25 protein-coding genes are annotated in these 25,640 nt (G+C 69.7%); 14 read left to right on the top strand and 11 right to left on the bottom strand.

All coding sequences use genetic code 11. The features are described 5' to 3' along the window. Positions 1 to 13 precede the first annotated feature (13 nt). The 11 genes from ACQUQR_RS11920 to hemC all read right to left on the bottom strand — a co-directional run bounded on the left by ACQUQR_RS11920 (position 14) and on the right by hemC (position 10,460). Positions 14 to 1,177: an MFS transporter gene (locus ACQUQR_RS11920; protein WP_435196705.1), complete on the bottom strand. Its 1,164-nt coding sequence runs from the start codon at positions 1,175 to 1,177 to the stop codon at positions 14 to 16. A 98-nt stretch (positions 1,178 to 1,275) separates the two neighbouring features. Further along, positions 1,276 to 1,986: an ABC transporter ATP-binding protein gene (locus ACQUQR_RS11915; RefSeq protein WP_435196704.1), complete on the bottom strand. Its 711-nt coding sequence runs from the start codon at positions 1,984 to 1,986 to the stop codon at positions 1,276 to 1,278. Then, positions 1,983 to 2,726 (bottom strand): ABC transporter ATP-binding protein, encoded by a 744-nt coding sequence (locus ACQUQR_RS11910; protein WP_435196703.1) that lies wholly within the window; start codon positions 2,724 to 2,726, stop codon positions 1,983 to 1,985. Before ACQUQR_RS11910 ends, ACQUQR_RS11915 begins: the two co-directional genes overlap by 4 nt. Beyond that, on the bottom strand, positions 2,723 to 3,763 hold the full coding sequence (locus tag ACQUQR_RS11905) for a branched-chain amino acid ABC transporter permease (protein ID WP_435196702.1): 1,041 nt from the start codon (positions 3,761 to 3,763) through the stop codon (positions 2,723 to 2,725). Before ACQUQR_RS11905 ends, ACQUQR_RS11910 begins: the two co-directional genes overlap by 4 nt. Further along, positions 3,760 to 4,659, bottom strand: coding sequence for a branched-chain amino acid ABC transporter permease (locus ACQUQR_RS11900; protein ID WP_435196701.1), 900 nt, complete (start codon positions 4,657 to 4,659; stop codon positions 3,760 to 3,762). The genes ACQUQR_RS11905 and ACQUQR_RS11900 overlap by 4 nt, the downstream gene beginning before the upstream one ends. Beyond that, positions 4,660 to 5,958 (bottom strand): amino acid ABC transporter substrate-binding protein, encoded by a 1,299-nt coding sequence (locus tag ACQUQR_RS11895; protein ID WP_435196700.1) that lies wholly within the window; start codon positions 5,956 to 5,958, stop codon positions 4,660 to 4,662. It lies immediately after the preceding gene. A gap of 168 nt (positions 5,959 to 6,126) precedes the next feature. Continuing rightward, positions 6,127 to 7,641 (bottom strand): SLC13 family permease, encoded by a 1,515-nt coding sequence (locus ACQUQR_RS11890; RefSeq protein WP_435196699.1) that lies wholly within the window; start codon positions 7,639 to 7,641, stop codon positions 6,127 to 6,129. A gap of 2 nt (positions 7,642 to 7,643) precedes the next feature. Beyond that, positions 7,644 to 7,892, bottom strand: coding sequence for a hypothetical protein (locus ACQUQR_RS11885; protein ID WP_435196698.1), 249 nt, complete (start codon positions 7,890 to 7,892; stop codon positions 7,644 to 7,646). Between the two features lie 39 nt (positions 7,893 to 7,931). Continuing rightward, the gene (locus ACQUQR_RS11880) at positions 7,932 to 8,651 is read right to left on the bottom strand and encodes a uroporphyrinogen-III synthase (protein WP_435196697.1); all 720 of its coding nucleotides are present in this window, start codon (positions 8,649 to 8,651) and stop codon (positions 7,932 to 7,934) included. Between the two features lies 1 nt (position 8,652). Continuing rightward, positions 8,653 to 9,402 (bottom strand): uroporphyrinogen-III C-methyltransferase, encoded by a 750-nt coding sequence (cobA, locus tag ACQUQR_RS11875; RefSeq protein ID WP_435196696.1) that lies wholly within the window; start codon positions 9,400 to 9,402, stop codon positions 8,653 to 8,655. Beyond that, positions 9,399 to 10,460, bottom strand: coding sequence for a hydroxymethylbilane synthase (gene hemC, locus ACQUQR_RS11870; protein ID WP_435196695.1), 1,062 nt, complete (start codon positions 10,458 to 10,460; stop codon positions 9,399 to 9,401). Before hemC ends, cobA begins: the two co-directional genes overlap by 4 nt. A 342-nt stretch (positions 10,461 to 10,802) precedes the next feature. Between hemC and ACQUQR_RS11865 the strand changes: the two genes are divergently transcribed. The 14 genes from ACQUQR_RS11865 to ACQUQR_RS11800 all read left to right on the top strand — a co-directional run bounded on the left by ACQUQR_RS11865 (position 10,803) and on the right by ACQUQR_RS11800 (position 25,612). Beyond that, entirely contained in the window at positions 10,803 to 12,176 is a 1,374-nt protein-coding gene (locus ACQUQR_RS11865) for a diaminobutyrate--2-oxoglutarate transaminase (RefSeq protein ID WP_435196694.1), read from the top strand. After that, on the top strand, positions 12,173 to 13,645 hold the full coding sequence (locus tag ACQUQR_RS11860; protein WP_435196692.1) for a pyridoxal phosphate-dependent decarboxylase family protein: 1,473 nt from the start codon (positions 12,173 to 12,175) through the stop codon (positions 13,643 to 13,645). Before ACQUQR_RS11865 ends, ACQUQR_RS11860 begins: the two co-directional genes overlap by 4 nt. Then, the gene (locus ACQUQR_RS11855) at positions 13,642 to 15,447 is read left to right on the top strand and encodes an IucA/IucC family protein (RefSeq protein WP_435196691.1); all 1,806 of its coding nucleotides are present in this window, start codon (positions 13,642 to 13,644) and stop codon (positions 15,445 to 15,447) included. The genes ACQUQR_RS11860 and ACQUQR_RS11855 overlap by 4 nt, the downstream gene beginning before the upstream one ends. Further along, a complete protein-coding gene (locus ACQUQR_RS11850; protein ID WP_435196690.1) occupies positions 15,444 to 16,067 on the top strand; it encodes a GNAT family N-acetyltransferase in 624 nt (207 codons plus the stop codon). Before ACQUQR_RS11855 ends, ACQUQR_RS11850 begins: the two co-directional genes overlap by 4 nt. Continuing rightward, entirely contained in the window at positions 16,060 to 17,430 is a 1,371-nt protein-coding gene (locus tag ACQUQR_RS11845; protein WP_435196689.1) for a lysine N(6)-hydroxylase/L-ornithine N(5)-oxygenase family protein, read from the top strand. Before ACQUQR_RS11850 ends, ACQUQR_RS11845 begins: the two co-directional genes overlap by 8 nt. Beyond that, entirely contained in the window at positions 17,427 to 19,244 is a 1,818-nt protein-coding gene (locus ACQUQR_RS11840; protein WP_435196688.1) for an IucA/IucC family protein, read from the top strand. Before ACQUQR_RS11845 ends, ACQUQR_RS11840 begins: the two co-directional genes overlap by 4 nt. Positions 19,245 to 19,345: 101 nt before the next feature. Then, the gene (locus ACQUQR_RS11835) at positions 19,346 to 19,966 is read left to right on the top strand and encodes an HAD family hydrolase (RefSeq protein ID WP_435196687.1); all 621 of its coding nucleotides are present in this window, start codon (positions 19,346 to 19,348) and stop codon (positions 19,964 to 19,966) included. After that, positions 19,963 to 20,886: a CobD/CbiB family cobalamin biosynthesis protein gene (locus tag ACQUQR_RS11830; RefSeq protein WP_435196686.1), complete on the top strand. Its 924-nt coding sequence runs from the start codon at positions 19,963 to 19,965 to the stop codon at positions 20,884 to 20,886. Before ACQUQR_RS11835 ends, ACQUQR_RS11830 begins: the two co-directional genes overlap by 4 nt. Continuing rightward, positions 20,877 to 21,620, top strand: a complete 744-nt coding sequence (gene cobS, locus ACQUQR_RS11825) for an adenosylcobinamide-GDP ribazoletransferase (RefSeq protein WP_435196685.1) — start codon at positions 20,877 to 20,879, stop codon at positions 21,618 to 21,620. The genes ACQUQR_RS11830 and cobS overlap by 10 nt, the downstream gene beginning before the upstream one ends. After that, a complete protein-coding gene (locus ACQUQR_RS11820) occupies positions 21,605 to 22,225 on the top strand; it encodes an NTP transferase domain-containing protein (RefSeq protein ID WP_435196684.1) in 621 nt (206 codons plus the stop codon). The genes cobS and ACQUQR_RS11820 overlap by 16 nt, the downstream gene beginning before the upstream one ends. Next, complete coding sequence (cobT, locus tag ACQUQR_RS11815) at positions 22,222 to 23,220, top strand: nicotinate mononucleotide-dependent phosphoribosyltransferase CobT (protein WP_435196683.1); 999 nt, start codon at positions 22,222 to 22,224, stop codon at positions 23,218 to 23,220. The genes ACQUQR_RS11820 and cobT overlap by 4 nt, the downstream gene beginning before the upstream one ends. Then, positions 23,210 to 24,220, top strand: a complete 1,011-nt coding sequence (locus ACQUQR_RS11810) for a threonine-phosphate decarboxylase (protein ID WP_435196682.1) — start codon at positions 23,210 to 23,212, stop codon at positions 24,218 to 24,220. Before cobT ends, ACQUQR_RS11810 begins: the two co-directional genes overlap by 11 nt. Then, entirely contained in the window at positions 24,213 to 24,905 is a 693-nt protein-coding gene (locus ACQUQR_RS11805; protein WP_435196681.1) for an adenosylcobinamide amidohydrolase, read from the top strand. Before ACQUQR_RS11810 ends, ACQUQR_RS11805 begins: the two co-directional genes overlap by 8 nt. Then, positions 24,902 to 25,612, top strand: coding sequence for a cob(I)yrinic acid a,c-diamide adenosyltransferase (locus ACQUQR_RS11800; protein WP_435196680.1), 711 nt, complete (start codon positions 24,902 to 24,904; stop codon positions 25,610 to 25,612). The genes ACQUQR_RS11805 and ACQUQR_RS11800 overlap by 4 nt, the downstream gene beginning before the upstream one ends. The last annotated feature ends 28 nt before the right edge of the window (positions 25,613 to 25,640 follow it).

The following is a 25,640-nucleotide window of genomic DNA, read 5'->3' as shown; positions in this document are numbered from 1 at the left end:
ATCCCCGCCGGCCTCACACCCGCCGCCGGACGAGCGCGATGAACCCTGCGGCGCTGGCCATGAACACGGCGAGGACGGTCCAGCCGGCCTCGTAGCCGACCGAATCCGCGAGGACCCCGAACAGCGCGGGGGCGACCAGTCCCCCGGCGTTGAGCGCGGTCTGCCCGCCCGCCGTCGCCGCCCCGATCTCCTCGCTCGCGACCACCTCCCCCATCGTGGAGTAGTAGACGCCCGTCAGCCCGAGAATCGTGAGCCCCAACCCCGCGAAGAGCACGACGGCGACGGGAAGCGAGGGCGCACCGCGTGCGAGCAGGAGGTAGATACCGACGGCGGGGACCGCCTGTGCGAGGGTCACGGTGGCCGCCCCGCGGGCCCCACCGACGCGGTCGGCCAGCCCCCCGGCCCCGATGCGCCCGACGCTCCCGGTCACCTGCGTCACCGCGAGCACGACGCCCGCGACGGCGGCGCTCGCGCCCACGGCCTCGTCGACGTAGAGCACGGTGTAGCCGATGGTGGTGAAGACGGTGGCGCCGATGAAGAAGCCGGCCGCCGCGAGCAGCAGGTAGGTCCGGTTCCCCGCGAGCGACCGGGTGTCGGGAACCCGCAGTTCGCCGACGCCGCCCGTCCCCTCGTAGGCGACGGCGAAGACGATCCCATAGAGCAGCGCGAGCACGGCGATGACGCCGAACCCCCACTGCCAGGCGACGACGCTCGCCACCCCGGCGATGACGAGCGACGCGGCGCCCGACCCGACCGTGACGCCGACCTGTTTCAGCCCCATCGCGAGGTTCTCGCTGCCCGCGGGCGCGTTCGCGACGATTCCCTTGTTCGAGGCGGGCATCGCCGTGGCGTAGGCCATCCCGAGCAGGAGCCCCGCGACGAGCAGGACGGCGAAGGTGGGCGAGAGGGCGATGGCGGTCGTCCCCGCGGCGAGCGCGGCCAGCCCGGCGAGCATCACGCGCTTCTCGCCGAACCCGTCGACGAACGCGCCGCTCGGGAAGAGGTTGAGCGTGTAGCCGAGCGTCGTCACCGTGACGAGGACGCCGACGAGCGTCCGCGAGATGCCGAACGCCTCGCGGAAGTAGGTGGTCGCGGCGAAGACGGCGTAGTAGCAAAGGGAGGCCGCGGCCTGCCAGCCGCTCACCGCGCCGACGGCCCGCCACGCCTGTGTCGTCATTAGGTGACGGTACTCACCTGCCGCGGTAAAGCCGTCCGTCGGTGGCAGTCGATGCCGGTGTGTGAGTCCGTCACGAGTGGATGGGCCACCGCGTGGTGTCACCCACCGAGGTAGAGCCGCCCGACCTCGTCGTTGTTCAGGAGCTCCGTCCCCGTCCCGGTGAACTTGATCTCGCCGGACGCGAGGACGAACCCCTTGTCCGCGACGGAGAGGCCCTTCTCGGCGTTCTGCTCGACGAGTAGGACGGTTGTCCCGAGGTCGTTCACCTTCCGGATACGGTCGAACACCTGGTCGATGTACTTGGGTTCGAGCCCGATGGAGGGCTCGTCCAGCATCATCACCTCGGGTTCGACCATCAGCGCGCGGGCGAACTCCAGCAGGCGTCGCTGCCCGCCGGAGAGTGACCCGGCCTTCTGGGACTTGAGCTCGACCAGTGCGGGGAACTCCTCGTAGAGTTCCTCGGCGCGCGCGTTCGCGCGCTCGTCGTCGTTGAACACGTATCCTCCCATGAGCATATTCTCATGGACTGTCATATCTGGGAAGACCGATGCGTCCTGCAGGACGTAACTCATCCCGTTTTTCAGGGACTCCTGTGGCGACCGGCCGGTCACGTCCTCGCCTTCCATCCGAACCTCCCCGGAGAAGATGTCCGCGAAGCCGTAGATTGACTTCATCAGTGTCGACTTCCCCGAGCCGTTCGGCCCGATGAGACAGGCGATTTCGCCCTCCTCCACGGCGATAGAGACGTCGTGGAGGACGGTGGTGTTCCCGTATCCGGCCGTCACGTCGTTGAGTTCGAGTAGCGTCATTCTCTCCCCAGATACGCGTCTAACACGCGCTGGTCGTTCTGAATCTCTTCCGGTGTCCCCTCGGCGATCTTCTCACCGTGTGCGAGCACGTAGATACGGTCGGCGACCTCCATCACGAACTCCATGTTGTGTTCGATGAGGAGAATCGTCACCTCCCGATCCGTGTTCGCCTCACGGATGTACTCGATGAGTTTGTTGAGCATCGAGGGGTTGATCCCGCCCGCGGGCTCGTCCATGAGCAACATCTGTGGGTCGGCCATCAGCCCCATACCGAACTCCAGGAGCTTCTGTTGGCCGAAGCTCATCCGCCCTGCGCGGACGCCTGCGAGCCCATCGAGACCGATATACGCCAGTAGCTCGTCGGCCTTCGTTCGTGCCGCATCTGAGGGAGGACGAAGGACGTTCGTCAGTCCATCGTCCTCGCTCGCGGCGACGAGCATGTTCTCACGGACAGTCATGTCGCCGTAGACACGCGTGTGCTGGAACATCCGGAGGAGCCCGTTGCGTGCGATACGGTCTTGCGTCCAGTCGGTGATCTCCTCGCCGTCGAACCGAACGGTGCCCTCGTTCGCGTCGAGCGCCCCTGTGATACAGTTGAACAGGGTCGACTTGCCGGCCCCGTTCGGGCCGATGAGGCCGACAATCTCGCCCTCTTCGACCTCCATATCGACGGCGTCGACGGCGGTGAGGCCCCCGAACGTCTTCGTGACGCTCTCCGTACTGAGGATGGGGCCGCTCATTCCGCATCACCTCCGGTCTCGCTCGCGGCTTGGCCACCGTGTTTGTAGTACTCCATGGAGCTCGCGCGCTCCTGGAGCGTGCCGACGATCCCCTTCGGAAAGGCGATCACCGTCCCGATGACGACGAGCCCGATGATGACGAGCTGCCAGCCCGCGAAGACGTCGACCCCTTCGATGAGGCGGATCGAGAGTCTGAGGCCAAACGCGCCGAGGACGGGGCCGGCGACGGTGCCCGCGCCGCCGAGTAGCGCCATCGCGATGAGCTCGACGTTCCACGCGCCGTTGTAGGCGGTCAGGGGGTCGACGAACGTGTTGAAGATGGGGTACCCTGCGCCGGCGAGCCCCGTGAAGAGCCCGGCGATGACCCACGCCGCGGTCTTGTAGTAGGTCGTGTTGAACCCCATCGCCGTCGCCTTCACTTCGTCGTCCCTGATGGTGTTCAGCACGTGGCCGAACCGCGTGTCCATCAGGTAGTAGACGAGGGCGATCTCGACGACGAGCAGCAGGAGATACAGGTAGTAGAACTCCAACTCCGTCGAGAGCGGTACCGCCGGGAGGATATCCGGGGGATTAAACAGGATGATGCCGTCCGGCCCGTTCGTCACCTCGAGGTTGTTCGTCACCTGCTGGGCGACGAGCAACACACCGAGGGTCGCGATGGCGAAGTAGCCCCCCCGCAGTCGGAGGACGACGACGCCGATGATGGCCGCGGCGATGACTGCGAGGACGCCCGCGAGCAGGAACGCGGGTGGGAACGCCCACGCCGACTTCTTCACGAGGACGGCGGTGGTGTACGCGCCGACCCCGAAGAACGCCATCTGTCCGAAGCTCGGATAGCCCGTCTGCCCGCCGATGAGGTCCCACGACAGGGCAAGCACGGCGAACAGGAACAGCTCGGTGGCGATGGTCGTCCAGTAGCCGGACGGGAGGCCGGCGAAGGGGAGCACGGCGAGGACGAGCGCGAAGAGACCGATGAGCTTCCAGGCGTGCGAGGCCCCCACGTCGAGGGTCCGCTGTGCAAGTCCGCCGTCGGTCATTCTTCCACCCCCTCACCGAACAGCCCGGATGGTTTGACGACGAGAAGGACGATGAGCAGTGAGAAGCTCACGGCGAGCGTCCACTTCGAGGAGACGAGCCCCGCTGTGAGCTCTTCGACGGTGCCGAGCAGCAGCCCGCCGACGAGGGCCCCCGGCACGGAGCCGATGCCACCGAAGACGACGATGACGAAGCTCTTGAGCGTGTAGATGAGTCCCATTTGCGGGTCGATGCTCAGGATCATGGCGATGAACGCCCCGGCCCCCGCCGCGATGGCGGAGGAGAGCCCGAACGTCGTCGCGCGGGCGTGCTCTACGTCGATCCCGACGAGTGCAGCCGCCTCGGGATTCTGCGCAACAGCGCGGATGGCCCGCCCCGTGCGCGTCGTCTTGAGGAAGCCGAACATCCCGGCTGTGAGCGCCAGTGCACCGACGAACGCGATGAGCTTCAGCTTCTCCATGACGATACCCACGACGGTGAGCGAGGGGTCGGCGAACGTCACCGAGATCGTTCGGGGGTTCGCGGTGACGGCCTGGATCGTCAGCTGCTGAATGAGGATCGATAGGCCGAACGTGACCAGCAGCGTGAGAAACAGGTCCGTCCCGGTCACCTGCGAGACGAGCCCCCGCTGGAGCGCGTACCCTACTGCGAAGAGCACGGCCATCGCGACCGGGACGGTGGCGATGGCGAGCAGTGGGGAGGCGTTCGGCGACGTACCCTGCGCGCCCGTGACGAGGGTGAGGGTGTAGTAGCTCACGTAGCCGCCGAGCATCATCATCTCGCCGTGCGCGAGGTTGATGATGTCGACGACGCCCCAGATGAGCGCGAACCCGACGGCGACGGCGGCGAACAGCGCCCCGACGAGCAGGCCGTTGACGACGAACTGTACGAACGCCATCTACCGTTCGCTCCAGTCGGGCATCGGATAGCTGGGCGCGGACTGCTGGACTGCCTCCGGCCAGACGATCTGCTTGCCCGCGTCCGGTTGCCACTGGTAGACGAGCATCTCCTTGTCGATGACCCCCTTCTCCCCGAACGCGATGTTACCGTACGCGCTCGTGAACTGGATGTCGCGGATGGCGTTTCTGACCTTGATGGGGTCGAGTTCGTCAACCTGCTCGAACGCTCGTTTGAACGTGAGGATGACGGTCTCACCGGCAGCGGAGTGGTAGTCCGGGTCGTAGCCGTACTCCGAACGGATGGCGTCCGCGAACCCGGAGGTGGAGCCGTAGACCGGGTCCTCGAAGTCCGCGTTGATCGCCCACGAGGAGGGGCCGTAGATGTAATCACCGTTCTTGCCGGTCTCGTCTTTGAACGACTGATTGAGCGAGCCGACGGTCGCCATCGCCATGTCGACGTTCACGTCCTGGCTCTCCAGCTGTTTCGCCATGATGATGGCGTGCTTCTGGTGGGCTGCGAGGATGAGGATATCCGCACCCTGGTCCCGGACTTTCCCGAGGTTCGTCGAGAGGTCGGAGGTCTCCGTCGGAAAGGATTCGTCGACGACGAGGTCCATCGAGGAGTTCTCGATCTTCGCGCGGACGCCCTTTGCCGTGGACTGGCTGAAGGTGTCGTCCTCAGCGAGGAGGGCGGCTTTCTTCGGCGCCGGTGACTGGGCGAGCGCCATGTCCACCGCCGAGAGTGCGTATTTGTTCGCCGTCGGGAGCAGTCCGAAGATGAACTCGTTGCCCTGGTTGAAGATCTCCGGTGAGGCACCGCCACCCTCCACCATCGGCTTCTTGTTGCGCGCGGCAACGGCCGAGGCGGGGAGGGTCACCGTCGAGGAGTACGGCCCCAGCAGGTAGTCGACCCCCTCGCGGTCGATGAGCTCCTGATAGATCCCCTTCGACTTCGAGGCGTCGGTCTCGTCGTCCCGGAGGATCATCTCCAGCTCGTAGGTGTTGCCGTCGCCCGCCTCGATACCTCCGTTCTCGTTGATCCGCTTGACGGTGAGTTCGTAGGCGTCCTTGTACAGCTTCCCGAGGTCGGCGTTGTCGCCCGAGAGCGACATCGAGCCGCCGAGGGTAATCGTGTCGGAACCGCTCGAACCGCCGCTGGAGCCCCCACCGTCGTTGGCGTCTGTGGAGCCGCCGTTCGAGTCATCGGTTCCGCTGGTGCCCGTACAGCCAGCGAGCGCGAGTGCGCCGGCCGTCCCGGTCGTTGCTAGAAACGTACGTCGCGTGTGTTCTCTACTCATGGTGACGTAACACATGACACAATATGACTTACTATTGTTAAGTGTATCGTTGATACATCGGGTTTTCGGGGCTTCTCGCGCCAGAATGTGAACTCGTTGTCGTTACTACCCGAACGACCATGATGGTCGGGGAGCGCGGCCGTATCGTCACGCAGCGACCTCCGCCGGTCACCAGAGGACGACCGGCCACACGAGATAGAACAGTCCGGTAAGTAGCAGGGTGAGCACGACCGTCAGCAGCAGGTTGAGGACGATTCCTGCCCGGAGCATATGCTCCTGGCTCATGTGTCCCGACCCGAACACGATGGCGTTCGGGGGCGTGGCGACGGGGAGCGCGAGCGCGAAGGACGCGGCGACCCCACCCGCGATCGCCAGGAACATCGCGGCGTGGGCAGGGGCGACTCCGAGCGTCCCGGCGAGCACCCCGCCGACACCTACGAGGAGGGGTGCGAGGACGCTCGTTGTCGCGGTGTTGCTCGTCACCTCGGTCGTGAAGACGACGAACGTGATGACTGCCCCGACGACGAGGAGGATCGGTGCGTCGGTGAGCAGAAACAGCCCGCCAGCGAGCCATTCGACTGCGCCCGTTCGCTGGAGCGCGTCGGCGAGGGTGATGCCACCACCGAACAGGAGGATGGTCCCCCAGTCGATATCGACGAGGTCGTCCCACTCCATCGTCCCGGAAACGACGAGCGCCGGGATGGCGTAGAGCCCGACGAGCGGGAAGTAGAGCAGGCCACGATCTCCCCCCGCTCCGAACAGTGTGGCGTGAACCTCGGGAGAGAGAACCCCCGTGAGGAACGGGCCGAGGCCGCCGCCGACCCAGAGCGTCGCGGTACCGGCGAAGATGGCGGCCACGCGCCAGGCCTTCGGGGAGAGCTCTCCCTCCGCTTCGAGGAAGTCAACGGCACGGGCCCGAGCGTCACTCACGTCGTCTATCTCCGGTGGATAGAGCTGGTAGACGAGCATGTACCAGACGAACGGGAGGGTGACGACTGTGACCGGGAGCCCCACGGCGAGCCAGTCGACGAACGAGAGCTCGATACCGGCGAGCCGGTCGAGCGCGGCCACGACGACGGCGTTCGGCGGCGTCCCGACGAGGGTGGCAACCCCACCAACGGAGGCGGCGTACGCCGTTCCGAGGAGGGTGGATATCTGGAGGTTCGAGAAGGTGTCCCCATCCAGTGCCTCGCGGCCGATGACTTCGGCGAGTACGCCGAGCGCGATGGGCGTCATCATGGCCGTCGTCGCCGTGTTCGAGACCCACATCGAGAGGAACGCGGTGGCGACCATGATTGCGAGGACGAGTCGGCGCGGCGAGGAGCCGAGCCGCGCGAGGAGCCACAGGGCGATTCGGCGGTCGATGTCGTAGCTGCTGAGCGCGTTCGCCAGCATGAACCCCGCGATGAACAGGAAGATGAGCGGGTCGGCGAAGTTCGCGAGCGCTGCGGCGAGCTGGTCGTACACCCCGAGCGCGGTGAGCAGCGTGGGGATGGCGAGCGCCGTCACGGGAAGTGGAAGCCCTCGGGTCGTCCAGAGGAAGGCAGCAAAGACGACGACGCCGAGCGTCACCTGTCCCTCTGCAGTGAGCGATACGGGTCGGGGGACGAGCGCGACAGCGACGAGCCCGACGCTCGCAAGGAAGGTCGCGAGCAGCCGTCGTCGGTGGGTGACTGGGCGCATGGTCAGAAGTGCTCGACGAGGGCGGTGACTTGCTCATCGGTCAGGTCGGCGGCGTACAGCGCAAACAGCTGTTCGAGACGGTCGGTCGACAGCGACCGGGTGTTCGATTCGAGCATCGACACGTGCGCCTGCATCAGCGTGTCTAACTCCTTTTCGACACCGCGTTGTTCGTAGCCGGCTGCCGTCCGGAGCAGCCGCCACGCCATCGGTGAGATGTCGCCGACGTCTACTTCGTCACGCGACCTCGCCATCGCACATACCACACCACTCTAGGTCGGTTGGCATAACGGTTACCCCGCGAGCCCCGCGACGACGGCCCGCGCGAGCGCCTCGAAGTCGGCCTCCTCGGGGACCACGTCCACCTCGACACCGAGCGCCTCGGCCGTCTCACGGGTCGGCGGCCCGATACAGCCGACGACGGCGTCGTTCAGGCCGGCGAGCGCCGCCTCGCGGATGCCCCGCTCCTCGGCCGCCTCGAGGAAGTGCCGCACCGTGAGCGAGGAGGTGAACAGCGCCGCTGTGAGGTCGCCGGCGGCCGCGCGCTCGGCGCTCACGCCCGCGCCGGCGGGGCGGACGAGCCTGTACAGTATCGTCTCGTGGACGTACGCGCCCGCGTCGTTGAGCCCGTCGGTGAGCACGTCGCTGCCGTGGTCCGAGCGGGCTACCTCGACGGTCGCTCCCTCGGCGCGGTCGGCGAGCAGGGCGACGAGCCCCGCGGAGGTGTACTCGGCGGGGAGGAGGTCCACCTCGTAGCCGTGAGCTTCGAGCGCGGCCGCGGTCGCCTCGCCGATGGCGACGACCTCCCCAGAGGGCGCCCACCGCTGTTCGTGGGCCAGCTCCACGCCCGTCTTGCTCGTGAGGACGGTGAACGCGGCGTCCTCACGCGGGGTCGCGCCCGTGGGCTCCACTTCGAGCATCGGGTCGGGGAGCGGTTCGACGCCCAGGGAGTCGAGCAGCGCGACGGCGTCGCGAAGCCGTTCGTCGTCGGGGCGGAAGACGGCGACGGTCATCTTATCGCCCCTCCATGAACTCGACGACGCGCTCGCGGGTCGCCGCCACCTCGCCGATGACGGTGATGGCTGGCGGGGCGATCTCCATCTCGTCGCGAACCGCGACGATGGTGTCGAGCGTGCCCACGGCGACGCGCTGGTCGGGCCACGTCGCCCGCTCGATGAGCGCGACGGGAGTGTCGGGGTCCATGCCCGCGTCTCGCAGGGCCCGGGTGTACTCCGGGAGCTTCCCGACGCCCATGTAGACGACGAGGGTGCCGCCCGTCGCGGCGAGCGCGCCCCAGTCGACGGCGGACTCGTCCTTTTCGGGGTCCTCGTGGCCCGTGACGAACGAGACGCTGGAGTTGTGGTCGCGGTGGGTGACCGGGATGCCCGCGGCGCCCGGTCCCGCGATACCGGCGGTGATACCCGGCACGTACTCGAACGGGATCTCGTTCGCCGCGAGGTGTTCCATCTCCTCGCCGCCGCGGCCGAAGACGAACGGGTCGCCGCCCTTGAGCCGGACGACGGTTTTTCCCTCGTTCGCGAGCTCGACGAGCCGCCGGTTCGTGTACTCCTGTGGCGTCCACTCGCCGCCCGCGCGTTTCCCCACGTCCTCGCGGCGCGCCTCGGGGACGAGCTCGATGATCTCCGGGCCGGGAAGCTTGTCGTGGAGCACGACGTCGGCCTCCTCCAGCAGGCGGCGCGCCTTCACCGTCAGCAGCTCCGGGTCGCCCGGCCCCGAGCCGACGAGGTACACCTTCCCCGTCATTCTATCGAGCGTCGCGCCTCCTCGATGAGCTCCGCCGCGCCCTGCTCGCGGAGGTCCGCACCCAGCTTCTTCGCGGCCTTGTGGTGGCGTTCGATGGTGAGGTCGCGCGTCACCGACACCTCCTCGGTGCCGTCGCGCGAGAGCACCCGGACCGACGTGTGGACGTACGGCCCCTGCATCACCGCGTGGACGCCGATGGGGGCGATACAGCCGCCGTTGAGCTCCCTGAGAACGGTCCGTTCGACCGTCGTCTCGACGCGACTCCGCGGGAAGTCGACGGCCCGTTTGACCGTCTCCGCGAGCTCGCCGTCCCGCGTGGTGACGGCGATGGCCCCCTGTCCCGGCGCGGGGACGAACTCCTTGGTGGGGAGCCGCTGGTACTCGACGTTCGGGAGGATGCCGGCCCGCTGGAGCCCCGATTCGGCCAGCACGATGGCGTCGAACTCCGTCTCCACGTCGCGTTCGAGCGCCCGACGCTCGATCTCGTGGAGGCCGCTGAACCACGTCTCCACGCTCTCGGAGTAGCCCCCGTCGTCCGTCTTCTCGGCCTCCGTCCGTGCGTCGTGTTCCTGCTGGAGCCCGGGCGCGAGGAGCTTCTCCACCCGCGTGTCGACGTTGCCGCGCAGGGGCGTGATGTTCAGGTCGGGCCGTCGAGCGAGCAGTTCCGCACCGCGTCGCAGGGAGCCCGTCCCGACGACCGCACCCTCCGGGAGGTCGTCGAGGTCGGTGCCGTTCGGCGTCACGAGCACGTCGCCCGCGGCGGCCCGCTCGGGGACGCCGGCCACGACGAGCTCGCTCGGCATCTCCGTCGGCATGTCCTTCATCGAGTGGATCGCGGCGTCCACGTCGCCGTCGAGCACGCGCTCGTCCAGCGCGCGGACGAACGCCCCCGTCTTGCCGAGGCGGTGGATGAGGTCGTCGGTGATCTCGTCCCCCTTCGTTTGGACCTCCACCAGCTCGACCTCGCGTTTCCGCGTCTCGAGCGCCTCCTTCACGCTCGCGGCCTGTCGCAACGCGAGGGCGCTCCCGCGCGTCGCCAGGCGAAACGTCTCTGTCATACTCGCAGAGAAACGCCGGGGAGTGAAACCCCCTTCGGGTACGGGGCGAGGTGCTGCCCGGTCGCCGCACCGGAGTCGGCGAGCCGATATATCAATAACGACGATACGGAATCTCCGGCTGGCACGCGGTCGCGCTCGGCCGCTTGGCCCACTGGCGGTGCTGAATCGCGCGTTTTCGGGAGATGTATCGAATCTGTGTCTGCTCTGAAAATATTTAGGCTGGCCTAAAATCCGGTAGCTTTAAATTGGTTTAGGCTAGCCTAAATCCTGTATGCCGTGTACAAGTATCCGCGTTCACTCATGTCTCGCTTCGGGTGTAACCGGCGTCAGAGGTGGCGTCCCGTGACGTATCCCGAGACCAGCAACCGCGCGATGCTCGCCCAGCAGGCCGGGCGGGAGTCGAACGCGCGGACGTATCCACGGTCGCTCCCCCTCGCCATCCGCGAGGCGCAGGGGGTCGTCGTGACCGACATGGACGGCAACGAGTACTACGACTGTCTGGCGGGTGCGGGGACGCTTGCACTCGGCCACAACCATCCGCGCGTGGTCGAGGCGATGGAACGGGTCCTCGACGCCCGTCGGCCCCTCCATACGCTCGACATCACCACTCCCGCGAAGGAGCGGTTCGTCGACGCGCTGTTCGCCAGCCTCCCCGACGCGTTCGCCGACGGGGCGAAAGTCCAGTTCTGTAGCCCCGCGGGCACCGACGCGGTGGAGGCCGCGCTCAAGCTCGTCAAGACGGCGACCGGCAACCGGAGCGTCCTCGGGTTTCAGGGGGCCTACCACGGGATGACGAACGGGGCGCTCGCGCTGATGGGCGACACCGACACCAAAGCCCCGCTCCCGGGGCTGATGAACGACGTCCACCACCTCCCGTATCCGAACGACTACCGGTGTCCGTTCGGCGTCGGCGGTCCCGAGGGGGCGCGCATCGCCAGCCGCTACGTGGAGAACCTCCTCGACGACGACAAAAGCGGCATCACCGACCCCGCCGGCGTCATCCTCGAACCCGTGCAGGGCGAGGGCGGGTCGGTTCCCGCTCCCGACACGTGGCTCCGGGAGATCCGTCGCATCACGCGCGAGCGTGACGTTCCGCTCATCGTCGACGAGATCCAGTCCGGACTCGCCCGGACCGGCGAGCACTACGCGTTCGAACACGCGGAGATCACGCCCGACGTGGTCACGCTCTCGAAGGCCATCGGCGGCGGGCTGCCCCTCGCCGTCGTCGTCTACGACGAGTCGCTCGACGTGTGGGAGCCGGGTGCCCACGCGGGGACGTTCCGCGGGAACCAGCTCGCGATGGCCGCCGGCGAGGCGACCATCGACCACGTGCTCGAACACGACCTCGACGACCACGCGGCCGCGATGGGCGCGCGGCTCCGCGACCACCTCGACGCCACGGGCGATCGGTTCGCGGCCGTCGGCGACGTCCGCGGCCGCGGGCTGTTGCTCGGCGTCGAGTTCGTCGATACGGACGCCGACTGGCAGGGTGCTGGCCCCCATGCCCCGGACAGCGAGTTCGCGGCCGCCGTCCAGTCCGAGTGTTTCGACCGCGGGCTCATCGTCGAACTCGGCGGCCGGGCGAGCGCGACGGCGCGGTTCCTCCCGCCGCTCGTCGTCTCGAAACCACAGGTGGACGAGATCGCCGCCATCTTCGACGAGGCGGTCGCCGCCGTCGCGACGGCCGAGGGGAACGCCTCGGAGGTCGCCGCATGAGCACCGACGAGCTGTTCCTCGGCTCGGACGCGGGCGACGCCGCCTACCGGGAGGCGATGGCGCGAGCGACGGACGCCGTCCTCGCGTTCGCCGATGCCGAGACGCCCTACTCGGGTCGCTCCCCCGAGGCACTCGACGCGGTGCTCGACGCCCCGGTGCTCCCCGACACCGGCGTCGGCCTCCCGGCCGCGCTCGACGAGGTCGCGACGACCGTACTCCCCCACTCCGTCGGCACGTCGAACCCCCGGTGTGCGGCGCACCTCCAGTGCCCGCCGATGGTGCCGGGGCTCGCCGCCGAGGCGATGCTCACCGCGGCGAACCAGTCGCTCGACTCCTTCGACCAGGCACCGGCCGCGACCGTCCTCGAGCAGCAGGTGGTCGAGGCGCTCCGCGAGCTGTTCGGGCTCCCGGCGTCCGCCGACGGCGTCTTCACGAGCGGCGGGACTCAGTCGAACTTTCAGGCGCTCCTGCTCGCGCGCGACCGCCACTGCCACCGGGCGTTCGACCGGGACGTACAGACCGCCGGGCTCCCACCGGCCGCGAGCTCCCTTCGCATCCTCTGTTCGGAGGCGGCACACTTCACCGGCAAGCAGGCGGCCCACCACCTCGGCCTCGGCGAGGACGCGGTGGTGTCCGTCCCGACCGACGGCGACCACCGGCTGTCCCTCGACGCACTCGACGAGACGCTCGCGTCGCTCGACGCGGCCGGTGCGGTCCCGTTCGCACTCGTCGGGACGGCCGGCACCACCGACTTCGGGAGTATCGACCCGCTCGCCGCCCTCGCCGACCGGGCCGACGAGCACGACCTCTGGTTCCACGTGGACGCCGCGTACGGCGGCGCACTCGCGCTGACGGACGACGCGCGGCTCGACGGCATCGAGCGTGCGGACTCCCTCGCCGTCGACTTCCACAAGCTGTTCTACCAGCCGATCAGCTGCGGCGCGCTCCTGGTCCGCGACGGGGACGAGTTCCGGTGGATGGCGCGCAACGCCGCTTACCTCAACCCGGCGAGCGACGACGCGTCCGGCGTCCCGAACCTGGTCGCGAAGTCGGTACAGACGACGCGGCGGTTCGACGCGCTGAAACCCTACGTCGCGTTCCGCGCGCTCGGTCGTGACCGGCTGGGTGCGCTCGTCTCGGCCACGCTCGATCTGGCGACGGCCGCCGCGGACCTGCTCGACGCGGCCGACGACTTCGAGCTGGTCCACGAGCCGACGCTGAACGCCGTCGTCTTCCGCTACCGGCCACGCCTGGTGGACGACCACGCGGTGAGCCGGCTCAACGCCGCCATCCGTCGCCGACTCCTCGACGACGGCCGGGCCATCGTCGCCCGGACCGAGGTGGACGGCGTCACCAGTCTGAAGTTCACGCTGTTGAACCCGCGGACCACGCTGGACGACGTCGCCGCGATGCTCGACGTCGTTCGCGAGTGTGGTGAGACCGCCCTCGCCCAGGAGGTGGTCGCGTGAGCCAGACCGTCGAGTCGCCCGACACCGTCGATCCCGCGGCGCGGGCGGACGACGCGACCGTCCACGCGTTCCTCAACTGCTATCTCCGGGAGACCGGCGCGTACGCGGTGCGCGACGGTCCGGTCGGTGGCGTCGCCCCCGGTCCGGACGGGCTCCTCCACGCCCGGCTCCCCGCACAGGGTGTCGACCTGCTGGCCCCGCTCGAACACCGCTCCCCGACGGAGCGACACCTGTTCGACACGCCGGTGCGGTACCGGCTCCCCGACGGGTCGGTCGCCCCGGCCGACGCGGCCACCCTCGCCGCGCTCGTGGTCAAGGACCTCTCGCTGACACACGACGGGGCCGCCGTCCCGGACGCGCTGCTGGAGCGCGTCCTCCGGAGCAAGCGGAACGTCCGCTCGTTCGTCGCCGCCCGCGCGGGTGACGACCGGCTCACCGCCGAACGGCTGTCGTTCCGTGACGCCGAGCAGTCGCTCGTGTTCGGCCACCACCGGCACCCGACGCCGAAGAGCCGGCAGGGCATCGCCGACCGGGACCGGGCGACCTACGCCCCCGAACGCCGTGGGGCGTTCCCGCTGCATTACGTCCGGGCCGACCCCGCGCTCGTCTCGACCGGCTCGGCACGCGACACGAGCGCCGCCGCGTGGGTGAAGGAGGCGCTGCGTGCCGACCCGTCCGTGTCGGACGCCTTCGTCGCCGAGCACGTCGAGAGCGAGGCCGTCCTGTTGCCCGTCCACCCGTGGCAGGCGGCCTACCTCCTCGACCAGCCGCACGTCCAGCGACACCTCGGCGACGGGCTCGCGTTTCTCGGCTCGGTCGGCCGACCGTTCTACCCGACGACCTCGGTCCGGACGCTGTACAGCCCGGACGCACCGTTCATGGTGAAATCATCACTCAACGTGACGATCACCAACTCCGTGCGGACGAACAAACGGCCGGAACTCGAACGCGGCGTGGCCGTCGCGGAGCTGCTCGACACCGCGTTCGGCGACGAACTCGACGCGGCGTTCCCGGCGTTCGACATCGTCCGCGACCCGGCGTTCCTCGCGCTCGACGTCGGGGACGGTCGGGAGTCGGGGCTGGAGACGGTGCTCCGGGCGAACCCCTTCCGCGGCGACCTGGCCGACCGCTCGACGCCGCTGGTCGCGCTCTGTCAGGACGCCATCGCGGGCCGGTCCCGGCTCGGCCGGCTCGTCGCGGGCATCGCCGACCGCGAGGGGCGCACCGAGGCGACCGTCAGCGAGGAGTGGTTCCGGCGGTACCTCGAGATCGCCATCCGGCCCGTGCTGTGGCTCTACCTCCAGCAGGGGGTCGGCGTCGAGGCCCACCAGCAGAACTCGGTGCTGACGCTCGACGCCGAGGGGTACCCGAGCGAGTTCCGCTACCGGGACAATCAGGGGTTCTACTTCCCCGAGTCCCGGTACGACGCCGTCGACGACTACCTCCCCGGCGTCGGCGAGCGGGCGGCGACCGTCTGTGCGGACGCGGTCGCCGACGAGCGGCTCCGCTACTACGTCGTCCTGAACAACGCGTTCGACCTCGTCAACGCGTTCGGCAGCGCCGGGCTCGCAGACGAGACGCGCTTGCTGGCCCAGCTCCGCCGGGAGCTCGAACGCGCCCGCGAACGCTACGCACCGGCCGACTCGGCGTTCCTCGACCCGCTATTGGAGTCCCCCACGGTCCCGTGTAAGGCGAACCTCCTCACGCGGTTCCGTGGGCTGGACGAACTGGAGAACGACCTCGAGAACCAGTCCGTCTACACGGACGTGACCAACCCCCTCGTCACCGAACTCGACCCATGACCGACCCGAACGCACTCGTCACGTCGACCTACGACTACCAGCGCACCGACAGCCAGCTCGACCGGACGGTCTCGCTCCGCCGCGCCACGCTGGCGCGCGACCTCGGCCGTCTCCACGCCTGGCTCGGGAACGACCACGTCAAGCCCTACTGGCAGCTCGACCTGCCGTTGTCGGCGTTCCGCGACCGGCTCGAAGCGAAGCTCGACGACGACCATCTCACCCCCTACGTCGGCTATCTCGACCACGTGCCGATGAGCTACTGGGAGTGCTACTGGGCGGCCGACGACGACGTGGCGAACTACTACGACGCCGACCCCACGGACCGGGGGGTCCACCTCCTCATCGGGCCGACGGAGTATCTGGGCCACGGCTACGCGCGCCCGCTGTTGCGTGCCGTCGTCGCCATGCAGTTCCGCCACCCGGAGACCGACCGCGTCGTCGCCGAACCCGACGCCCGCAACGGGCGCGCTATCCACACGTTCGAGCAGTGTGGGTTCGAACCCCACGAGGAGTTCCACTTCGCGGAGGCGGGGAAGGACGCCCTGCTGCTGGTGTGTGACCGCGACCGGTTCGAGACGGACGTGCTGGCCGAGCCCGCGGGAGGTGCGGCCGATGTCTGAGGCCCCCGTTCACGACCTCGTCGGGGTCGGCATCGGACCGTTCAACCTCGGGCTCGCGGCCCTGCTCGACGGTGTCGAGGAGGACGTCGACGCCGTCTTCCTCGAACGCGACGCCGAGTTCAACTGGCACGAGGGGATGCTCCTGGAGGGGACGACCCTCGAGGTCCCGTTCCTCGCCGATCTCGTGACGCTCGCGGACCCGACGAACCCCCACAGCTACCTCAACTACCTGCGGAAGACGGGACGGCTCTACGAGTTCTACTTCTACGAGACGTTCCAGACGCCCCGCCGGGAGTACAACGACTACCTCCGGTGGGTCGTCGAGTCGCTGGAGACGTGTCGGTTCAGCCGTGAGGTCACCGCGGTCGGCTGGGACGACGACCGGGCGTGTTTCGTCGTCGTCGCGCGCGACCCCGAGACCGGCGAGACGTGTACCTACCGCGGGGAGCATCTCGCGCTCGGCATCGGCTCCCGACCGCACGTCCCCGACCACCTCGGGGGCCACCCCCAGCGCGACGTCTTCCACACCGCCCGGTACCGGCACACCCGCGACCGCGTCCTCGACGCGTCGTCGGTCACGGTCGTCGGCTCCGGGCAGAGCGCCGCGGAGGTGTTCTACGACCTGCTCCAGCGCCAGTCCGACCACGGCTACCGGCTGGACTGGCTCACCCGGTCGGACGGCTTCTTCCCGATGGAGTACTCGAAGCTCGGCCTGCAACACTTCACCCCCGAGTACGAGCAGTACGTCTACGACCTCCCGCAGGGGGTCAAAGACGACCTCGTCCCGGAACAGGACCTCCTGTACAAGGGGATCGACCCGGGGACGAGCGCGGCGATTTACGACCTGCTCTACCGGCGGTCCATCGGCGACCGCAGCCCGGACGTCGGGCTGTTCGCCATGACGGAGGTGCGGGACATCGCGGCGGTCGGCGACGCGTACGCCCTCGACTGCCATCAGTGGCAGGCGGACGAGTCGTTCTGCCACGAGAGCGAGGTCGTCGTCCTCGGGACCGGCTACGTCCGACCCGACCCGGCGTTCCTCGACCCGCTCGACCCCGTCATCGAGCGCGACGACCGGGGTCGGTTCGCCGTGACGGCGGATCACCGGCTGGAGACCGACGTGCCGGGTGAGGTGTTCCTCCAGAACGCCGACGTGCACACCCACGGCGTCGGGGTCCCCGACCTCGGCCTCGGCTGTCACCGCAACACGCGGTTCGTCAACCGGCTCGTCGACCGGGAGGCCTACCCGGAGGACACAGACACCGTGTATCAGGACTTCTCCGTCGACCGGTTCCTCGACCGTGCACCGAACGCGTCCCGCGACCGCGGGCGCGAACCGACGCTCACCACCGACCACCGATGAATCCGAACGACACGACGCGACAGCACGCACTGGACACGGACACCTGGGAGACGGTCGAACGCCGACTCCTCGAGAAGATGATCGCGGAGTTCTCCTACGAGGAGATCCTCACGCCACGGCGACCCGACCCCGAGGCGGCCGTCTACCGGTTCGATCTGGGGGACGCGAGCTACCGCTTCGAGGGCGTCGAGCGGCTGATGGACAGCCTCCACGTGAACGAGGGAACGGTCGAGCGCCGAACTGACGGTGACTGGCAGCCGGTGACCGACCCGCTCCGCCTGCTGCGCGACCTCGGCGAGGCCACGTCCCTCGACGGGCTCACCGAGGGGAACCTCGTCCGCGAGTACAAACGGACGTTGCTGGCCGACGCCCACATCGAGGCGCGCGACCGGAATCGCGACGGGGTCGACCCGACGGCGCTCGACTACGCACGGCTGGAGGGGGAGATGACGGGCCACCCGTGGATCACCTACAACAAGGGGCGGCTCGGCTGGGGCTACGACGACTACCGCCGGTACGCCCCCGAGCGAAAGGAGCCCGTGACGCTCTCGTGGGCGGCCGTCCGCACGGAGCGGGCGACGTTCGTCGGAACCGGGGACGTGGACCACGACTCGCTCGTCCGGCAGGAGCTCGGCGACCACTACGGGCAGTTCCGTGACCGGCTCGCGTCACGGGGGCTCGACCCCGACGCGTACTACTTCCTCCCGGTCCACGACTGGCAGTGGGACAACAGCATCGTCCCCCTGTTCCCCGACCACATCGCCGCTGACGACATCGTCCCGCTCGGCGAGGGGCCGGACGCCTACCTGCCACAGCAGTCGGTCCGCACCTTCGTCAACGTCGACGACGAGACGAAACACCACGTGAAGGTGCCGATGCGAATTCTCAACACGCTCGTCTGGCGCGGGCTTCCCGAGGAACGGACCGCGATCGCCCCGACAGTCACCGAGTACGTGAAGGGGATCGCCGAACGCGACGAGTTCCTCCAGGCGGAGGGGCTGATCCTCCCCGGCGAGATCGCGGGCGTCACCTACGACCACTCCGAGTTCACCGACATCGACGGCTCGCCGTATCAGTATCACGAGCTCCTCGGTGCGGTCTGGCGGGAGTCCATCTACACCTTCCTCGACGACGACGAGCGGGCCGTCACGCTCTCGTCGCTGCTGCACGTCGACGGGGACGGTGACTCCTCCCTCCTGCGACTGGTCGAACGGTCTGGCCTGTCCCTCGACGAGTGGCTGGCGCGGTTCTTCGAGACGGTGCTGCCGCCGCTCCTGCACTTCCTCTACCGCTACGGGACGGTGTTCTCCCCGCACGGGCAGAACACCATCCTGGTCCTGGAGGACGGGATCCCCTCGCGGCTCGCGGTGAAGGACTTCGCGGACGACGTGAACGTGAGCGACCAGCCGCTCCCCGAGCTGGAGGCGCTCCCCGACGAGCTCCACGAGGTCCTCCGCAAGGAGCCACCGGAGGGGCTCTGTCAGTTCATCTTCTCCGGGCTGTTCGTCTGCGTGCTCCGGTACGTCGCCGACCTGCTCGAAGTCCACGAGGACTACCCCGAGGCCCGGTTCTGGACGCACGCCCGCGAGACGATCCTCGACTATCAGGCCCGGTTCCCCGAACTCGAGGACCGGTTCGAGCTGTTCGACCTCCTCCAGCCGGAGTTCACGAAGCTCTGTCTCAACCGGAACCGGCTCTTCGAGTACGGGTACGACGACGCGCCCGGCCGTCCCCACGCCGTCGAGCACGGCACGGTGCGGAACGCGCTCCACGCGGTCGCCGACACCGAGTCGCGGCCGGCGGCCGACGACTGACGGGCCGAACACAACTACAGTTGCAATAGGTACGTATAAGTTGGACTCGCGTCGAGAGGCGACACGACCCGTTCACGCCGGGCGTGGACCGGGGAAACACGATGATAGTCTCCTTCGACCTCTTCGGGACGCTCGTGGACGCGCCGCGGCCGGCCGACCCAGCGGCGGCCGTCGCGCGCGAGCTCGCGGCCCGCGGTATCGCGGTTCCGGCCGACTGGCCCGCGGCCTACGCGACGGCCCACGTCGAGGTCGAGGCGGGGGCAGAACTCCCGCTCGCGGAGCACGTGCTCGCCGCGCTCGCGAGCCGCGGGGTCGACGCCGATTTCGGGAGGGTCGGGGACGCCGTGCGGGCCGCGTTCGCGCCCGACGACGTGACGGTCCGCGAGGGCGCTCCCGAGGCGATCGCTGCAGCGAGCGAGCACGGCCCCGTCGCCGTCTGCTCGAACTGTTCGGTTCCGAGACTGGCCGAGCGGGCGCTCTCGCTCGCCGACCTCCCCGCCGTCGACACCGTCGTCACGAGCGTCGGCTGTGGCTGGCGCAAGCCCGACCGCCGGGCGTTCGAGGCCGTCGTCGCCCCGTTCGACGCGTCGCTCTCGGACCTGATACACGTCGGCGACGACCCGCGGACGGACGGGGGTATCGCCGACTGCGGTGGCGAGTTCGTCCACGTCGACGAGGTCTCGCTCCCCGAGTTCCCCGACTGGCTGGAGGGGGAACGATGAGCATCCTCGCGCTCGCGGCGGTGGCCCTCGCGTTCGCCCTCGACGCCGCGTTCGCGGAACCCCCAACGCGAGTCCACCCCGTCGCGCTGTTCGGCCGGCTCGTCGCCCCGCTCGACCGCGCGTGGCGCTTCCCGTTCGCGACGGGGGTCGCCATCGCCGTCGTCCTCCCACTTCTCGCCGCGGGCGTGGCCGGCGGCACGACGGCGATCGCAGTCGGGGGCCACCCCCTCGCGGGCGCCGCGCTCGCCGGGCTCTGGCTCTTCGCGACGAGCAGCCGCCGGATGCTCGTCGACGTATCGAACGAGGTCCTGACAGCTATCGCCTCCGACACGGACGAGGCCCGCCACTCGATCCGCGCGCTGGTCGGCCGCGACACATCCGAACTCTCGGACGCCGAACTCAGAAGCGGTGTGGTCGAGAGCGCCGCGGAGAACCTCGCGGACGGCCTCGTCGCCCCACTGCTCGCGTTCGCGCTGGGGGCGCTCGTCTCGCTCCCCGTCGCCACGGGCGCCGCGGCGTGGGTGAAGGGCGTCAACACCCTCGACTCCATGCTCGGCTATCCCGAGAAGCGTCACGGCACCGCGAGCGCGCGGCTCGACGACCTCGTGATGTGGCTGCCCGCCCGCGCGAGCGCCGCGTGCATCGCGTTCGCGGCCGGGACTCCGGGGGCGCTCGCCCGCGCCCGGGGGTGGGCAGACGAGCCCCCGTCTCCGAACTCGGGGTGGCCGATGGCGACGCTCGCCGCCGTCCTCGACACTCGACTGGCGAAGCCGGGCGCGTACACCCTCAACCCCGAGGCCACCCTCCCCTCGCCCGAAACCGCGGCACGCGGGGTCCGGGTCGTCGACCGCGCGGCACTCCTCGCGGTCGTGCTCGCCGGTGTGGTCGCCGGGCTCTCGGGGGTGGTCGCGTGGTCCTGACCGCGCTCCGCGGCGCACTGGGCTTTCTCACCCGCGCTCCCGTCGGCGAGAGCGAACGCGCGTGGGACGCCTTCCGCGCGACACCCGCGGCGTTCCCCCTCGCGGGGTACGTCATCGGAGCCGTGCTCGCGCTCCCGTTCCTGCCTCCCGCGCCCGATCCGGTGACGGCGTTCGCCTTCCTCGCGTGGGTGTACGTCGTGACGGGCATCCCTCACGCCGACGCCGTCGCCGACCTCGGTGACGCCGCCGTGGTCCACGGGCTCCCGGACGAGCGCCGCGCGGTGATGCGCGATACGACGGTCGGCGTGGGGGCCGTCCTCGCGCTCGGCCTGGTGCTCATCGGGCTCTGGTCCGCGGGCCTCGCGCTCGCACCGCTCCCCGTTCGGGTCGTGGGGCTCGTCGTCGCCGCGGAGGTCGGCGCGAAACTCGCGATGGCTTCGGTGGCGTGTCTCGGCACCGCGACCCACGAGGGGCTCGGATCGGCCGTCGCGGGCGGGCACGGTCGCCGGGACCTCATCCTCCCCGTCCTCGTCGCGCTCCCCGCCGCGCTGCTCACGTGGCCGCATCCGGCCGCCGGCACCGCGCTCGTGACCGCCCTCCTCGCGGGGATCGCCACCCTCCGGTGGGGAAACACCATCCTGGGCGGCATCAGCGGCGACGTCATCGGCGCGGCGAACGAGGTCGCGAGACTCGCCGCGCTCCTCACGGGGGTGGTCGTATGGATGCACTGGTGATGTGTGGCGGCCGTGGCACCCGCCTCGACTGGGCGGGGGAGAAACCCCTCTTCGCGATCGCCGGCGAGCCGATGGTCGATGCGGTCGTCGACGCCCTGTGCGCGAGCGATATCGACCGGGTCCACGCGGCGGTCACGCCTCACACCCCGGAGACGGCGGCCCACCTCGCCGACCGCGGGGTCGACCGCGTGGAGACGCCCGGCGACGGCTACGTCGCGGATCTGGGAGTCGCCATCGAGGCCGTCGGCACGCCCGTGCTCACGGTCGCCGCGGACCTGCCCCTTCTGGCGCCCGAGCACGTGGACCGCGTGCTCGACGCGTTCGCGGCGGGCGAGGGACGGAGCGTCCAGGTCTGTGTGCCCGCCGCCCTCACGCGCGCGCTCGGCGCGAGCGCGGACACCACCTACATCCGCGAGGGGCGCGAGGTCGCCCCAACCGGCCTCAATCTCGTTTCGGACGACACCGACGACACCGACGACACCGACGACACCGACGACACCGACGACACCGACGACACCGACACCATGTATCTGAGCTACGACGCCCGACTGGCGGTGAACGTGAACCGGCTCGAAGACGCGCGACTCGCGGAGGCGCTGCGATGAAGCTCGTGCTCGTCGCGGGCGCCACGGAGACGGCCGCTATCGACGGCATCAGCGCCGCGGGGGCGGCACCCGAGCTGATGGCCCACACGCCCGCTGCGGACGCGGAGCTGGTCGCCTACGGCGAACCGGTGTTCGCGCCGTTCGTGCCGGTGAGCCCCGACGGCTGTCCCACCCCGGCGATGGTCACCCGCGCGGTCCGCGAGTGCGTCGACTTCGCGTTCGTCGTCGCGGACGCCGGGATGGCCGCGCGGACGGCCGTCCCCGCCATCCGACTGGGCGACCGCCCCGGCGGCGACATCCGCGAGGCGGCACCCGTCCCGAACGCCCGCGCGCTGTTCGACCGGGCGAAGGCGGTGGGCGCGAGCCTCCCCGACGACGAACTCCTCCTCGCGGAGAGCGTTCCGGGCGGGACGACCACGGCACTCGGGGTCCTCCGCGCGCTCGGTGAACCCCACGGCGTCTCCTCGTCGCTCCCGGAGAACCCCGTCTCGCTGAAAGAGGAGGTCGTGGCCGAGGGGATGGCCGAGAGCGGTATCGAGCCGGGCGGGCTCGCGGACGACCCCATCGCCGCGGTCCGGGAGCTCGGCGACCCCACGCTCGCCGCCACGGCGGGCCTGCTCGCGGGCGCGCGTTCCCGCGGCGCGCGCGTCACCCTCGCGGGCGGGACCCAGCAGGTCGCGGCCGCGGCGGTGGCCCGGCGGCTCGGCGTCGACGGGGAGTTCGAGATCGCCACCACGTCGTTCGTCGCCGCGGACGAGACGGTCGCCATCCGCGAGGCGGCGGCCGACCTCGGCGTGACCCTCCACGTCACCGATCCCGGGTTCCAGCCGGGCGAGCACGTCGCCACGGACCACTACCTCGCCGGCGTGGCGAAGGAGGGGGTCGGCATGGGCGGTGCACTCTGGTACGCCGAGCGCGAAGGGGTCCCGATGGAGCGTATCAGAGCGCGACTGTTCGAGCGCTACACGGCGCTGGTGGGTGACGATGGACCCTAGGACGCTCCGTACTGTCGGGCGTGTCCCCCACGGGAGCGACGACGACCCCGCGATACTGGATTTCAGCGCGAACACGAACCCCGAGGTGCCGCCGGGCGCGGAGCGCGTATATGAAAAGGCGTTCGACCGGGCGCGCACCTACCCCACGGAACCCCCCCGCGAGTACGTGGCGGCCGCGGCCGACTTCGTCGACTGTCGGGAGGCGGAGGTGGTCCCGACCCCGGGCGGGCTCGCGGCCATCCGCCTCGCGGTCGAAGCCACCTGCGAGGCGGGCGACACCGCGCTCCTCCCGGCGCCCAGCTTCGCCGAGTACGCCCGGGAGGTCAGGCTCCAGGGCGCGGTTCCGGAGTTCGTCCCCCACGACGAACTCCTGGATGCGGACCCCGCGGGCCACGCGCTCGCGGTCGTCTGCAACCCGAACAACCCGACTGGGGAGTGCTACGATTCGGAGGAACTCAGAACGTTCGCCGCGCGCTGTCGCGAGACCGACACCGTCCTCCTCGTCGACGAGGCGTTCCTGGGGTTCACGGAGGAGCCGTCACTCGCCGGCGAGGCGGGGGTGGTCGTCGCCCGCTCGCTCACCAAACTGTTCGGGCTGCCGGGGCTCAGAAACGGCTACGCCGTCGCCACCGGCGAGTTGCGAGAGGCGCTCGGCGCGGCCCGCCGAACCTGGAACCTCGGGCGCCCCGAACTCGACGTGGGGGCGCACTGTCTCCGACAGGACGAGTTCGTCTCGCGCACGCGAGAGCGCGTGGCGAGCGAGCGCGAACGGATGCGCGAGGCGCTCTCCGAGCGGTTCGAGGTGTTCCCCTCCGACGCCCCGTTCCTGCTGTTCGACGTGGGCGACCGCGAGGTGCGCGAGGTGGTCGCCGCGGCCCGCGCCGAGGGGATCGCCGTCCGCGACGCGACCACCTTCCGGGGCCTGGACAACCACGTCCGGGTCGCCGTCCGACTTCCCGCGGAGAACACCCGCCTGCTGGAGGTGTTGTCCCGTGTTTGACGCGCGGGTCGCGGATGGTGTGTGCCAGGTTTCGGGCGAGGCGCGCTGGCTCTCGACGGGGTGGGCGGGCGGGTTCTCCGATGAGGCAGCAGCGTACAACGTCTCCGTCCCCGAGGGGTTCGACCGGACGGACCTCGACGCCTATCTCGACGAACGGCTCGCCCGCGCGGGGTTCGACACGCCCGGGCCCGCGCTGCTCACCGGCGTCGACCTGCAGCATCTCCGCGGGGCGCGAAGCGACTCCGTGGTCGTCTACGCCACCGCGGGGGTCTCGAATCCGGCCGCGCTGCCGATGGAGCCCTCCGGTGCCCCGGAGACGCTCGCCGAAACCCCGGAGACGGGCACGGTGAACGTGGTTCTCGGGACGGCCCGGGCGCTCGACGACGCGGCGCTCGCGAACCTGCTTTCCGTCGTCGCGGAGGCGAAGGCGGCCACCCTCCTCGCGGAGACGGGCGTGCCCGGCACGACCTCCGACGCGGTGGTCGTCGGGTCGAACCAGGAGGGGGAGCCCGCCACGTTCTCCGGGAGCGCGACGCCCGTCGGGGCCGCGGCCCGCGCCTGCGTCCGCGACGCGGTGCGCGCGAGCCTCCAGTCGCGATACGCCGAGCGGGAGATGCCCGCGTCGGTCGCCGACGCGGAGTACGGAACCGTGACCAGCAGAGCAACCGAGGTGTTCGAACCATGACAGACGACGCTACAGACGATACGATGACCGACGAGGCACCGACCGACGACCAGCACGCGAAGACGCCCGGCAAGGGCCACTCCCCCGTCGCCCGCGAGATCGAACCCAGCGCGCCCGAGGCGTTCGGGCTCGTGCAGGCGTGGTGGGGCGACGGCAAGGGCAAAACGACGGCCGCGATGGGGATGGGCTTCCGCGCCGCGGGCCACGGCTACCGCGTCCACATGCTCCAGTTCATGAAGGGCGGTGCGGCCAGCGTCGAGGACGTCCGCGGCGAGTACAACGCCATCGAGGCCTTTCCTGGGTTCTCGTATGAGAACTCCGGCAACTACGGCTGGCACGGCTTCCTGGATGGGTCCGACGACGACGAACACCAGGCCCGCGCGCTCGGGGGGCTCGAACGCGCCCGCGAGCTCCTCACCGCGAGCGAGGGGGTCGACGGCCCGCTCGCCCTCGACGCCCCGCCCGAAGAGGGGGTCCACATGCTCATCCTCGACGAGGTGCTGTACGCCGTTTCGGTGGGGCTCTTAGCGGAGGAAGACGTGCTCGACCTCGTCGACGCGAAGCCCTCGGATCTGGAACTCGTCCTCACCGGGAGTCACGAGAAGCCCGCGTATCTCTACGACGTGGCCGACCTCGTCACGCAGGTGAAAAAGGAGAAACACCCGATGGACGCGGGCCAGCGCGCGCGGAAGGGCACGGAGTTCTGAGAGGCAGGGCGTGCCGGTGTCGGCGGCT

The sequence above is a fragment of the Natronomonas sp. EA1 genome, from assembly GCF_051195035.1.
In the GTDB taxonomy this organism is placed as follows: Archaea; Halobacteriota; Halobacteria; order Halobacteriales; family Haloarculaceae; genus JBNTJV01.
Note: the sequence above shows the minus strand (reverse complement) of the source record. Positions and strands in the feature narration are given on the sequence as shown.